Genomic DNA, 12,786 nt, shown 5'->3' on the forward strand with positions numbered 1-12,786 from the left:
GTCGCTCGGATACTTCCTCCCAACCAAAGAATCCACCACAGGGAGCGGCGGAATCATTGCCAGCCAAACCGCCGGATGTAGAACCCCTTCACCGCCTGGGTCAGGCCCATGTATGCCAGCAGAATTACCGGCAGGAACACGAAGTACAGCGACGGCAGCGCCTGCAGCTTGAAGTAATGCGCCAGCGGTCCCATCGGCAGGAAAATCCCCACGGCCATGATGAGCCCGGTCATCACCATCAGCGGCATCGCCGCGCGGCTTTGCAGGAAAGGCACCCTCGGCGTGCGGATCATGTGCACGATCAGCGTCTGGGTCAGCAGCCCGACCACGAACCAGCCGGACTGGAACAGCGTCTGATGGTCCGGGGTATTGGCATCGAACACGTACCACATCAAGGCAAAGGTCGTGATATCGAAGATCGAGCTGATCGGCCCGAAGAACAGCATGAACCGACCGACATCCGCCGGCTGCCAGCGTTGCGGTTTCTTCAGCATGTCGGCGTCGACGTTATCGAACGGAATGGCGATCTGCGAAATGTCATAGAGCAGGTTCTGCACCAGCAGGTGCATCGGCAGCATCGGCAGGAACGGAATGAACGCGCTGGCCACCAGCACCGAGAACACGTTGCCGAAGTTGGAACTGGCGGTCATCTTGATGTACTTGAGCATGTTGGCGAAGGTACGCCGCCCTTCCAGCACGCCCTCCTCCAGCACCATCAGGCTTTTTTCCAGCAGGATGATGTCCGCCGCTTCCTTGGCGATGTCCACGGCACTGTCCACCGAAATACCAATGTCGGCGGTGCGCAGGGCCGGCGCATCGTTGATGCCGTCGCCCATGAATCCGACCACATGACCGTTGCCCTTGAGCAGGCGCACGATGCGTTCCTTGTGCGACGGCGTCAGTTTGGCAAAGACGTTGGTACGCTCCACCGCGACCGCGAGTTCGGCATCGGTCATGCGTTCAACGTCGTTGCCCAGCAGCAGGCCTTGTTGCTCCAGTCCGACTTCACGGCAGATTTTCGCGGTCACCAGTTCGTTGTCGCCGGTGAGCACCTTCACCGCTACGCCGTGGGCAGCCAGGGCCTTGAGCGCCGGGGCCGTGCTTTCCTTGGGTGGATCAAGGAACGCTACGTAACCGATCAGGGTCAGTTCCCGTTCATCGGCCAGGCTGTAGGTATCGCGCCCTTCGATCATTGGCCGGGCCGCCACGGCAACCACCCGCAGACCTTCGGCGTTGAATGTCGCAGTGACCTGGCGGATCCGCGCCAGCAGCACTTCGCTGAGCACTTCATCCACCTCGCCATGACGCACCCGCGAGCAGACCCCCAGCACTTCCTCCACGGCACCTTTGCAGATCAGCAGATGCGGTTGATCACGTTCGGCGACCACCACCGACATGCGCCGACGTGTGAAGTCGAACGGGATTTCATCGACCTTGCGAAACGCCGTGCCGACTTTCAATTCACGGTGGATTTCCACGTGTTCGAGCACTGCCACGTCCAGCAGGTTTTTCAGGCCGGTCTGGTAGTAACTGTTGAGGTAAGCCATTTCCAGTACGTCATCGGAGTCATTGCCCCAGACATCGACATTGCGCGCCAGGAAGATCTTGTCCTGGGTCAGGGTGCCGGTCTTGTCGGTGCACAGCACATCCATGGCACCGAAGTTCTGTATCGCATCCAGACGTTTGACGATGACTTTTTTGCGCGACAGGAACACCGCGCCCTTGGCCAGGGTCGAGGTCACGATCATCGGCAGCATTTCCGGGGTCAGGCCCACGGCAATCGACAGTGCGAACAGCAGCGCCTGGGTCCAGTCACCCTTGGTGAAGCCATTGATGAACAGCACCAGCGGCGCCATGACGAACATGAAGCGGATCAACAACCAGCTGACTTTGTTGACCCCGGTCTGGAACGAGGTGGGGGCACGGTCGGTGGCGCCGACCCGTTGCGCCAGCGCACCGAAATAGGTGTTGTTACCGGTGGTGAGGATCACCGCCATCGCTGTGCCGGACACCACGTTGGTGCCCATGAACAGAATGTTGTCCAGGTCCAGTGGATTGAGGGTGTCGCTGTCCTGGCGGCGCGGGAATTTTTCCACCGGCATCGATTCACCGGTCATGGCCGCCTGGCTGACGAACAGGTCCTTGGCACTGAGCACCCGGCAATCGGCGGGAATCATGTCGCCGGCCGACAGCACGATCAGGTCGCCGGGTACCAGTTGCTTGATCGGCAATTCAAGACGCTGTGTACCGCCGTTTTCCAGATCCCGGCGCAACACCGTCGCGGTGTTGCTCACCATCGCCTTGAGCGCATCGGCGGCCTGGTTGGATTTGCTTTCCTGCCAGAAGCGCAGCAAGGTCGAGAGCACCACCATGGAAAAAATCACGATGGCGGCTTTCATGTCTTCGGTCAGCCAGGAGATGACCGCCAGCAACGTCAGCAGGAGGTTGAACGGATTCTTGTAGCAGTGCCACAGGTGCGTCCACCACGGCAGCGGTTGTTCGTGCTCGACCTCGTTGAGACCGAATTGCTCGCGCAGTGCTTCCGCTTCCAGTTCGCTCAAGCCGTCGGTGTGACTGCCCAAAGTGCCCAGCAGCGCGCCGGTGTCGCTGCCGGCGGCGCTGACCAGGGTTTGCGCCAGGGTCGGCGGCACCTCGCGGCTGACCGTGGTGTCGGTGAAGTTTTCCAGCAGCGCCAGGCGACGGAAGTGCCGGGCGATGTGGCGGGTGCGCAGGAATCCGGCGAAGAATTCCTTGAGCAGGGTCAGGTTCATGGCAGTTCCCCCAGGATCAGCCGGGAAACCGTCGAGCAGGCGTGTCGGTGCGCCGCGATGACGACAAAAGGTCGAACATCACGCACGGTTCAGCGTCGATGAGAAGGACGTCGGGACACCGGCCGGAAATGGCCGTGGTCGGGATGCCGCTGCTCGCTATTACGGCGAGACAACGGCACAAAAAGATGGCGCGTTATCAGGCCGAGGATGTGCCGGTTATTGAAACCGGCCGACTACTGTCACTCGAACAAGTACCCACTGTGGGTCTCCGCTATGGATTGAAAACGCGCGAAGCTTACGCCCCGGTATGTGGAGAGTAAACCTGTTACAAAACCTTGCAGGGGGAATCGCGGGGTTCTTCAGGAAGGGTTCAGCTTTGAGGATTTGTAGCGTTCATTCGGGCCCCTTCGCGGCGATGCGGCGATCCGACAAGCCAGCTCCTACAGGCGTCGGATCAGGCGCTGGCAACCATGGCGTGTCGGCGATGATGCACTTCAAGCTGATCCTTGATCACCTTGAGTACCTTGGCCTCATGTTCATGAATGAAGAAGTGCCCGCCGCCAAGCATGTCCACGGAGAAGCTGCCACGGGTTTCCTTGCTCCAGCCGATCAACTGCTCGATGGTGGCCCGGTCGGCCTTGCCGCCGAGCACGTGTACCGGGCACTGGAGCAGTGGACGTGGCAACGGCTCGAACCGCCCGCACAACTGGAAGTCGGCGCGCAGGATCGGCAGGGTCAGGCTCATCAGCTCCTGGTTGGCCAGCACTTCCTCGCTGGTGCCGTTGAGCGTGCGCAGTTGCTCGATCAGTTCGGCATCGGTCCTGGGCTCGGCAAAACCACGGTCGTAGTCGGCACGCATTGTCGGCGCAGCGGTGCCCGAGGCAAACAGGGCCACCGGCTCCGCACAGCCGAGCGAGCGAAACGCATGGGCCATCTCACAGGCCAGCAACGCGCCGAGGCTATGGCCGAACAGCGCATAGGGTGCCTTGAGCGTGGTTTTTTGTTCCTGCGCCAGTTGCAGCGCCAACCGCCGCATATCGGTGTGCAATGGCTCACCAAACCGCGCGCCCCGCCCCGGCAGCTCCACCGGCTGCAGTTTCAGCCACTGCGGCAGTTTGTTCCGCCAGCGGCTGTAAACCATGGCGCTCGCACCCGAATAGGGCAGGCACAGCAATGTCAGCTGGGTCACCGGGCTTACCTCGAAAAGTTGTCTGTATAGGAGAACGGATGAGACCTGACAGAAATTAGTCGAAGGAATATCCCTGTGGGAGCGAGCCTGCTCGCGATGGTGTATCAGTCGAGATCAATGTGGCTGACACTCCATCGCGAGCAGGCTCGCTCCCACAATTAGCCTCTATTTCAAATGACGGAAACTCTGCACCGCAGAACCCAACACCACGGCCCCCGCCGCAATCGCCACCCAAAACCCGCTGCGCGCCCCGAACGCATCCACCAGCCACCCGGAACTGGCCGCGCCGATCGCGACGCCGATGCTCAAGCCGGTGACCAGCCACGTCAAGCCTTCAGTGAGCTTGGCCGGCGGCACGATCTGCTCCACCAGGGCCATGGCGACAATCAGAGTCGGGGCAAAAAACAGCCCGGCGACGAACACCGCCAGCGACAGCCCGAAAATATTCGTCGCCAGCAACAGCGGCAAGGTCGTCACCGCCGTCGCTACCCCACCGTAGAGAAACAGGCGCGGCAGCGGCACCTTCGAACGCAGCGCGCCAAATGCCAGCCCGGCCAGGCATGAGCCGATGGCGTACACCGACAGCACAATACTCGCCGCCGCGGGTTGACCCTGCTGCTGGGCGAAAGCCACGCTGACCACATCCACCACGCCGACGATGGTGCCCATGGCGACCATCAACAGCATCAGCCACTGGACGTCCACAGAGCGAATGATCGAACCCATAAGATGTTCTTCATGGGGATGCACCGCCGGCTCGGTGCTGCGTTGCAGGACAAACGCCGTGACCCCGATTGCCAGCATCAACAATGCCGCCAGCGGCCCGGCCTCGGGGAACGCCACCACGCACAGGCCCACCGACAACGGCGGCCCGACAATGAAGCAGACTTCGTCCAGCACCGACTCCAGGGCATAAGCGGTCTGCAGTTGCGGCTGGCCGCGATACAGCTCGGTCCAGCGCGCCCGCACCATCGCCGACATGCTCGGCATGCAACCGGCCAGCGCGGCGAACACGAACAGCGTCCATTGCGGCGCCTGCAAACGGGTGCAGAGCAACACCAGCAACAACGCCCCGCCGCCGATCAGCGCCGACACTGGCAGGATCCGCCGCTGACCGAAACGGTCCACCAGCCGCGACACCTGTGGCGCACAAAATGCCGTGGCCAGCGCAAACGTCGCCGCCACCGCCCCGGCCAGTGCGTAGCCGCCCTGCAACTGCGAAAGCATGGTGATCAGGCCGATACCGGTCATGGAAATCGGCATGCGCGCGATCATCCCGGCCAGTACGAAGGCTCGGCTGCCTGGGGCCTTGAACAGTTCGCGGTAGGGGTTTGCCATGGGGGTTCGGACTCGATAAGGGCCTGCAAGTTGCCATAGGGCTGGCAGCGGGGGAAAGAGTCGAATTGTTGGTTGAATGTGAAGGCCCCTTCGCGAGCAGGCTCTCTCCCACAATGGACCGCATACACCATTCAACTGTGGGAGCGAGCCTGCTCGCGAAGAGGCCGGCAAAGCCACCTTGTCATTCCAGGCTAATGAACTCTCACCCCCCAGACCAGTCCTCTGTTCAGGCTCTCAGTTCCCGGAGTACTCCCGACAATGACTGACCACCACCCCGAACGCCAAAGCCCCATCGATGCCCATGGCATTATCGGCGACATGCGCAGTGCCGCGCTGGTCAATGACAAGGGCAGCGTGGATTTTTTCTGCTGGCCGGAATTCGATAGCCCATCGATTTTCTGTTCGCTGCTGGACACCCCCGAAGCAGGGATTTTCCAACTGTCCCCGGACTTGCCCGACGCCCGCCGCGAGCAAATCTACCTGCCTGATACCAACGTGCTGCAAACCCGCTGGCTGAGCGACCGCGCGGTAGTGGAAATCACCGATCTGCTGCCCATTGGCGACACTGAGGATGACTTGCCGCTGTTGATGCGCAAGGTGCGGGTGGTCAGTGGCAAGGCAGACTTTCATCTGCGATGTGCCGTGTGCCATGACTATGCCCGCGCGGGTACACGTGCCCGCCTCGACAATAAAGATGTGATCTTCGACGCCGCCAATCAGCCGTCCCTGCGCTTGTCATCGGCCCAGACCTTGAGCATCGACGGCAACGCTGCCGTCGCCGAATTCACTCTCGAACAGGACCAGAGCGCCGAGTTTCTGCTCGGCGCCATCGATGATCCGCGCTTCAAGAAAGGCGCCGCGGATTTGTGCCTGGAGCGCACGCTGAAGTTCTGGCGCGACTGGATCGGCCAGTCCAACTATCGCGGCCGCTGGCGGGAAATGGTCAGCCGCTCGGCGCTGGCCATGAAGCTGCTGACTTCACGCAAACACGGCGCAATCCTTGCGGCGGCGACCTTCGGCCTGCCGGAAAACGTCGGTGGCGAACGCAACTGGGATTATCGCTATACCTGGATCCGCGACGCCTCGTTCACTGTGTATGCCTTCATGCGCCTGGGCTTCACCGAAGAAGCCAACGCCTACATGCGCTGGTTGCGTGGGCGGGTCAGCGACTGTCACGGCAAAGCCATGAAACTGAATATTCTGTATGGCATCGATGGTCGGCAGGAACTGCCGGAAATCGATCTCACGCACCTGTCGGGTCACGGCGGCGCGACGCCGGTACGCATCGGCAATCTGGCTTACGCGCAAGTTCAACTCGACATCTTCGGCGAGCTGATGGACGCGGTGTACCTGGTCAACAAGTACGGCGAAGCCATTTCCCACGAGGGCTGGAAACACACGGTGGAAGTGGTCGATCAGGTCTGCGACACCTGGCAGCAGGAAGACGTCGGCATCTGGGAAATGCGCGGCGAACAACATCACTTTCTGCACTCGCGCCTGATGTGCTGGGTGGCGCTGGACCGGGCGATCCGCCTCGCCTCGAAACGCTCCCTGCCCGCCCCGTTCGCCCGCTGGGACCAGACCCGTCAGGCGATCTACGCCGACATCTGGGGGAACTTCTGGAATGAAGAACACGGGCATTTCGTCCAGCACATCGGCGGCACCGGCCTCGACGGTTCGATGCTGCTGATGCCACTGGTGCGTTTCGTCAGCGCCAGGGACCCACGCTGGCTCGCCACCCTCGATGCCATCGAGAAAAACCTGGTGCGTGACGGCATGGTTTACCGCTACCGCAACGAACACACCCACATCGACGGCCTGCCCGGCACCGAAGGCGCGTTCGCCGCGTGCTCCTTCTGGTACGTCGAGTGCCTGGCCCGCGCCGGACGGGGGGAAAAGGCCCATCTGGAATTCGAGCAACTGCTGCGCTATGCCAATCCGTTGGGGTTGTACGCTGAAGAATTCGACAGTCACGGGCGGCATATGGGGAATACGCCGCAAGCGTTGACGCACCTGGCGTTGATCAGCGCGGCGTGTTTTCTGGATCGGAAGTTGAGTGGGGAGAAGGGGTTTTGGCAGCCGTGAGATGCTGTGAAAGTAGGACGCTTCCTTAAACCAAGCCAGCCAAATCCCAACAAGACCGAACGGCATTTCCATTTTCCCTGCAAACCCTACTATCCACAAAATGCTGTGCTAATGCATGTACGTGTCGCTGTGAAACCTAATTAGCAACCCATATCTTTGAACCTATAAAACTTTGCTAGAGTTCCCATGAGCATATCTGAAGAGCTTTTATCAAAAATATCAAATACATATGAAATTCAGGCAATATCAGCGCAACTTATTTACGACGGAGTCAACAAAATACTGCAAATATCAGACAACACCGAAACTTTCATCCTGAAACTATTCAAAAAAATCAAACATTCGAAAAGCAGGATCTCCTTTGAAAGAACGATACTCACGCACCTGAACTCACATGACATCAATTGCATTCATGTCATCACCCCAAACGCAAACAAGGAACAAACCTATGAATTCAACGGAAAAACCTATTACGGATTAATGACTCGTCTTTGTTTGGGAAACCAATATTCACCACATAACAAAGACATGCATTGTTTTCTTTTTGGCAAAGCACTTTTCAGATTACACGAGTGCCCAACCGAATCATTTACCAATCCTAAATTCAACACTAGTAATATTCACCATCTGATGCGAAGCTTGAAAAAAGACAACTCCTCTCCAGCAGTCCAACTCAGAAAAACGATAACCAATCTTTTTGACAACATAAGCCTGAGTCTGCCTCCACTCGCTCCCCCATTCGAACAATGCATTTGCCATGGTGACGCCTGGCCGGGAAATGCGCTTTACTTTAAGGACAGATGCAAACTGATTGACTTCGAACATGCAAGGCTCGCTGACCCGGCACTGGACATTGCTACTTTTCTCTGGTGGCTGAGCGGAGCAGAACTAAACGAATCAAAAAAACTCACTGCGTGGGAGAACTTCACTCAGGGTTACGGAGAATCCATTGAGCCACGCATCAATGAACACACGTCAACACTGATCAAGACAATCCAATTGAGGAGCCTCGTTTTCATACACAACAACATTCTTCTTACTGAAGAAATACTTGAGCATTCCCTTCAACAAACATCTGACTTGCTACACAAGACGAATTTTATAAATCAAGACCCCTCATTGAGCTCTCTATGGATAAACTTGTCAAAAACCAATTACCCAAGATAGCTCACCCAAGCACATCTTAGATTTAACAAAAATTTCAGCTCACATTAGCCTCCGGTAACTTTTCCCACACCTGAAAACTGTTTATTGCCAACTGTTACATCCCTCCCCTAACATCCTCAACCAACGGGCACAGCGGAGCTGTCCAACAAAACCCGAATTCAAGGAACCGGCATGACCCAACGCATCCACCGCAGCATCGATCTCCCCCTGCGAACCGGCTTGAACCGCGACGAACTCTGGGAGGCCCACGATAAGGGCCTGATCAAGTGCTGGGAAATCGGTCGCCAGCGCGCCGCCCGCTTTCCCGACCTCGCCCGACAATGCCTCGCCGATGAACTCCCGGTGCTCGGCTGGAAAGGTGGCGTCAGCCGCAGCTTGAAAAAACTCGAAAAGTACGGCTCGCTCAAATACCTCGCCCAATGGCAGGGTTTGCGCGGGGAGGATCTGGATGTGGATTTGAGCGAGGAACGGGCGCTGACCTGTTCCCGCACGGGAATGGTGGTGACGTTTACGCCGGATCGGGCGAAGTACTTCAATCAGGTGGCGGAAGTTGAAGCCGTTGAGTAACGGCGCCAGGTGCGCGACCCTTGGGGTAATTGCATCGGGCTCAGGCAAACGCGGATCTAGCCTTTCAATAGGTCATTAATCGGGAGCTTGTCGTGGTCGATCATCCAGTAAAGGTCATCCAGACACCGTGGCTCAACCTCGCCTACGAAGAGCACGGCCCCGGCACCGGTGACCCGGTGATCTTGCTCCACGGTTTCCCCTACTCGGCCCGCGCCTATGACGAAATCGCCCTGCCCCTCGCAGCCAAAGGTTACCGCGTCATCGTCCCGTACCTGCGCGGTTACGGCCCGACCCGTTTCAACAGCCCCGATACATTGCGCTCAGGTCAGCAAGCCGCCCTCGCCCAGGATCTGCTCGATCTGATGGATGCCCTCTGCATCTCGAAAGCAGCCCTCTGCGGCTACGACTGGGGCGGTCGGGCGGCGTGCATCGTGGCGGCATTATGGCCGCAGCGGGTGCGTTGCCTGGTGACGGGGGATGGCTACAACCTGCAGGACATTCCCCGTTCGACCCGGCCACGGGACCCGGAAACCGAGCATCGCCTGTGGTATCAGTTCTATTTTCACACCCCGCGCGGCGTCGAAGGCTTGACGGAAAATCGCCGGGCCTTGTGTGAACTGCTCTGGAAGCTGTGGTCGCCGACCTGGAGCCAAGGCCCTGAACGATACCCCTTGAGCGCACCGGCCTTCGACAACCCGGATTTCGTCGAGGTGGTGATTCACTCTTACCGGCATCGGTTCATGTATGCGCCCGGCGATCCGGCGCTGGAGTGGATGGAAGAGGCCCTGGCCAAGCAACCACCGATCAGCGTGCCGACGATTTCCCTGTGTGGTGCCGACGATGGCGTTGGCCCGGCACCGGAAATCGACGACGACCTCGAACACTTCACCGGGCGTTACGAGCGCCGGGTGCTGGCGGGGGTCGGGCATAACATTCCCGAAGAAGCCCCCGGGGCCACGCTCAAGGCGTTACTGGATCTGCTGCAGCACTGACGGAAAAACGTTCGCGATAGGCCTGCGGCGTCACGCCCATGGCCCGCAGAAAACAGCGGCGCAAGGTTTCTTCGCTACCGAATCCGCATTGCACGGCGACCCGTTTGATCGGCACGCCGGTATCGCTGAGCAGGCGTCGCGCCGTCTCGACCCGAATCAACTCGATGGCCCGGGCGGGGGTCTGGCCGGTATCGGCGCGGTAGTGGCGCACGAAGCTGCGCTCGCTCATGCCGGCCTGCAAGGCCAGGTTCGGGATGCCGAGATCCTGGGTGAGATTTTCGCTGATCCAGGCGTGAAGCTCGTCGAACCGATTGCCTTCTTTCTGCAAGGACAGGGTTACGCTGAACTGCGACTGGCCACCGGGCCGCTTGAGGAACACCACCAGTTGCCGGGCGACTTCCAGGGCCATGTTGCGGCCGAGGTCGGCTTCGACCATCGCCAGCGCCAGGTCGATGCCGGCGGTGACCCCGGCCGAGGTCCAGACCGGGCCGTCGTTAATGAAAATCGGATTGGGTTCGACCTGCAGCGCCGGGTGCTTCTGCGCCAGTTGATCGCAGCGAGTCCAGTGGGTGACCACGCGCCGGCCATCGAGCCAACCGCTGGCCGCCAGCAAAAACGCCCCGGTGCACACCGATGCAACCCGCCGGCACCGCGCCGCGTGTTCGCGCACCCAGGTCACCAGTGACGGGTCCTCCGCCGCCGCGTAAACACCCCAGCCGCCGGCGATGATCAGGGTATCGCTGCCCTGCTCCGGCAACGGTTCGGCCAACAACGCCAAGCCCGCCGACGACATCACCGCCCCGCCGCCACTGGCGATCACCGTCGGCGCGTAAGGTGTGGGTAAACCTTGCTGGCGGGCGATGTCGTTGGCCGAGGCGAACACCTGCAACGGCCCGGTGACATCAAGCAATTGCACATTGGCAAATGCGAGCACATGAATGGTTTTGGGCATTTTGGCGTAATTCGTGGGGTGATTGGCGTATGCGCCAAATGCTAGGCGCCTACAGTGAAGCCGTCCACCCACTTCAGGAGAAAAAACACCATGACCTTGCAGATCGGCTTTCTGTTGTTTCCACAGGTGCAGCAACTCGACCTCACCGGCCCTTACGACGTGCTGGCCTCGTTGCCGGATGTGAAAGTGCATCTGATCTGGAAGGACCTGATGCCCGTCACCGCCAGCACCGGCCTGATGCTCAAGCCCACCACCACCTTCGACGACTGCCCGGCGCTGGATGTGATTTGCGTGCCCGGCGGCAGCGGGGTCGGGCCGTTGATGGAAGATGACCAGACCCTGGCGTTCCTCAGGGAACAGGCCGCGACGGCGCGTTATGTCACCTCGGTGTGCACCGGTGCGCTGGTACTCGGTGCGGCGGGCCTGCTCAAGGGCAAGCGCGCCACCACCCACTGGGCCTATCACGAGTTGCTGACGCCTCTGGGAGCGATTGCGGTGAAGGATCGGGTGGTGCGCGACGGCAATCTGCTGACCGGTGGCGGGATCACCGCAGGCATCGATTTTGCCCTGACCCTGGCGGCTGAATTGTTCGATCAGGACACTGCCGAGTTGGTGCAATTGCAGCTGGAATACGCGCCGGCGCCGCCGTTCCGGGCCGGCAGCCCGGAAACAGCGCCGGCCGGCGTGCTGGAGGAAGCTCGCCAGCGCGCCGCCGGGTCGTTGAAACTGCGTGCGCAAATCACTGAGCGTGCCGCGGCGAAACTCGACTTGTAGGAGCGAGCCTGCTCGCGATGGTCTCAAGAGCACCGCGTTTTACCAGTCAACACGCGTTATCGTTAACGACCATCGCGAGCAGGCTCGCTCCTACAGGTAGAGTTTCGCCGGCCATTTTCATGCGCCCACAAAAAAACCCGCCGAAGCGGGTTTTTCCAAGACCATTACGACTCCCTGTCGTCAGCACTCCATGCAAATGGCCGATCATCCATGATCCTGAGCACTCCCTGTGCGTCAGTGGATGGGGCCAGAATACGCATCGGATCCAATCTGCAATAGACGACATAGCTACCATCGCGTGTAAGACATTCGCTATAGCACCCTTCCGAAAACCCTTAGATGCATCATTCACTCTCACGCTCGCGGGCCTTGGCGCTATCGACGAGAAAGTGCTCGAGCCTGCCCAATTGCTCTTCCCAGCCACGGCTGTCCATGTAATACGCTTCTTTTTGACGAATGTCGGGAATGTGGGCGAAACCTGACTCGGACACCTTGAGCAGCGTGCCGTCCTCGAAATCCGCCAGCTCGAACTTCACCAGCGTGGTGGGTTCCTGGGAGTAGTCGATCTTCGGATTCACGGCGTAGGGGTGCCAACGAAACGAAAACAACTGCTGCGGTTCGACCCGCTCGACCAGCACATTCCACAACACGTGTTCATAACCGGGATACGTGACTTGTCCCTGGGTCCACTCACCGGCAATGAAACGCCTGCCTTCGAGCGCGACACCGAACCATTGACCGAACGCCTCGGCATCGACCAATGCGCGCCAGACATGGGAGCGCGGCGACTTGAGCATTATTTTGCGTTCAAAACTATTGGGTACTGGTTTCATATGTCACCTCCTGTACTGAACAACAGTAGGCCTGTAAGACCACATGTCCAGCCCGAAAGTTGTATGAATCGGGTGTCAGTTGTCGCAATCGCTCTCTTTGCATCGCTTTTCGCTTCGC

General features: G+C 59.5%; 10 protein-coding genes. 5 read left to right on the forward strand and 5 right to left on the reverse strand.

The window, feature by feature from the left end; translation table 11 throughout:
• Positions 1 to 53 precede the first annotated feature (53 nt).
• The 3 genes from mgtA to LAB08_RS21105 all read right to left on the reverse strand — a co-directional run bounded on the left by mgtA (position 54) and on the right by LAB08_RS21105 (position 5,298).
• A complete protein-coding gene (gene mgtA, locus LAB08_RS21095) occupies positions 54 to 2,771 on the reverse strand; it encodes a magnesium-translocating P-type ATPase (RefSeq protein ID WP_096509879.1) in 2,718 nt (905 codons plus the stop codon).
• A 454-nt stretch (positions 2,772 to 3,225) separates the two neighbouring features.
• On the reverse strand, positions 3,226 to 3,960 hold the full coding sequence (locus LAB08_RS21100) for a thioesterase II family protein (RefSeq protein WP_096509878.1): 735 nt from the start codon (positions 3,958 to 3,960) through the stop codon (positions 3,226 to 3,228).
• A gap of 165 nt (positions 3,961 to 4,125) precedes the next feature.
• Positions 4,126 to 5,298 (reverse strand): MFS transporter, encoded by a 1,173-nt coding sequence (locus tag LAB08_RS21105; protein WP_096509877.1) that lies wholly within the window; start codon positions 5,296 to 5,298, stop codon positions 4,126 to 4,128.
• Between the two features lie 258 nt (positions 5,299 to 5,556).
• On the opposite strand from LAB08_RS21105, the gene LAB08_RS21110 reads away from it, so the two are divergent.
• The 4 genes from LAB08_RS21110 (at position 5,557) to LAB08_RS21125 (ending at position 10,109) form a co-directional block, all read left to right on the forward strand.
• Positions 5,557 to 7,383, forward strand: a complete 1,827-nt coding sequence (locus LAB08_RS21110; RefSeq protein ID WP_096509876.1) for a glycoside hydrolase family 15 protein — start codon at positions 5,557 to 5,559, stop codon at positions 7,381 to 7,383.
• Between the two features lie 186 nt (positions 7,384 to 7,569).
• A complete protein-coding gene (locus LAB08_RS21115) occupies positions 7,570 to 8,550 on the forward strand; it encodes a phosphotransferase enzyme family protein (protein WP_096509875.1) in 981 nt (326 codons plus the stop codon).
• A 171-nt stretch (positions 8,551 to 8,721) separates the two neighbouring features.
• Entirely contained in the window at positions 8,722 to 9,117 is a 396-nt protein-coding gene (locus LAB08_RS21120; protein ID WP_096509874.1) for a hypothetical protein, read from the forward strand.
• A gap of 92 nt (positions 9,118 to 9,209) precedes the next feature.
• On the forward strand, positions 9,210 to 10,109 hold the full coding sequence (locus tag LAB08_RS21125) for an alpha/beta fold hydrolase (protein WP_096509873.1): 900 nt from the start codon (positions 9,210 to 9,212) through the stop codon (positions 10,107 to 10,109).
• Here the strand turns inward: LAB08_RS21125 and LAB08_RS21130 are convergent.
• The gene (locus LAB08_RS21130) at positions 10,078 to 11,061 is read right to left on the reverse strand and encodes a GlxA family transcriptional regulator (RefSeq protein WP_096509872.1); all 984 of its coding nucleotides are present in this window, start codon (positions 11,059 to 11,061) and stop codon (positions 10,078 to 10,080) included. The two genes, LAB08_RS21125 and LAB08_RS21130, sit on opposite strands and share 32 nt — an antisense overlap.
• 90 nt (positions 11,062 to 11,151) lie before the next feature.
• Between LAB08_RS21130 and inhA the strand changes: the two genes are divergently transcribed.
• On the forward strand, positions 11,152 to 11,835 hold the full coding sequence (gene inhA / locus LAB08_RS21135) for an isonitrile hydratase (RefSeq protein WP_096509871.1): 684 nt from the start codon (positions 11,152 to 11,154) through the stop codon (positions 11,833 to 11,835).
• 344 nt (positions 11,836 to 12,179) lie between these two features.
• Here the strand turns inward: inhA and LAB08_RS21140 are convergent, their stop codons facing one another.
• On the reverse strand, positions 12,180 to 12,668 hold the full coding sequence (locus LAB08_RS21140; protein WP_096509870.1) for an SRPBCC family protein: 489 nt from the start codon (positions 12,666 to 12,668) through the stop codon (positions 12,180 to 12,182).
• Positions 12,669 to 12,786: the final 118 nt, after the last annotated feature.

Source organism: Pseudomonas izuensis (assembly GCF_002356535.2).
GTDB lineage: Bacteria > Pseudomonadota > Gammaproteobacteria > Pseudomonadales > Pseudomonadaceae > Aquipseudomonas > Aquipseudomonas izuensis.

What these genes read in the sequence shown, in the direction of transcription:
- mgtA (WP_096509879.1), bottom strand. Translation starts at nt 2,771, where the DNA reads ATGAACCTGACCCTGCTCAAGGAATTCTTCGCCGGATTCCTGCGCACC.
- LAB08_RS21115 (WP_096509875.1), top strand. Translation starts at nt 7,570, where the DNA reads ATGAGCATATCTGAAGAGCTTTTATCAAAAATATCAAATACATATGAA.
- LAB08_RS21130 (WP_096509872.1), bottom strand. Translation starts at nt 11,061, where the DNA reads ATGCCCAAAACCATTCATGTGCTCGCATTTGCCAATGTGCAATTGCTT.
- inhA (WP_096509871.1), top strand. Translation starts at nt 11,152, where the DNA reads ATGACCTTGCAGATCGGCTTTCTGTTGTTTCCACAGGTGCAGCAACTC.
- LAB08_RS21140 (WP_096509870.1), bottom strand. Translation starts at nt 12,668, where the DNA reads ATGAAACCAGTACCCAATAGTTTTGAACGCAAAATAATGCTCAAGTCG.
- LAB08_RS21105 (WP_096509877.1), bottom strand. Translation starts at nt 5,298, where the DNA reads ATGGCAAACCCCTACCGCGAACTGTTCAAGGCCCCAGGCAGCCGAGCC.
- LAB08_RS21110 (WP_096509876.1), top strand. Translation starts at nt 5,557, where the DNA reads ATGACTGACCACCACCCCGAACGCCAAAGCCCCATCGATGCCCATGGC.
- LAB08_RS21120 (WP_096509874.1), top strand. Translation starts at nt 8,722, where the DNA reads ATGACCCAACGCATCCACCGCAGCATCGATCTCCCCCTGCGAACCGGC.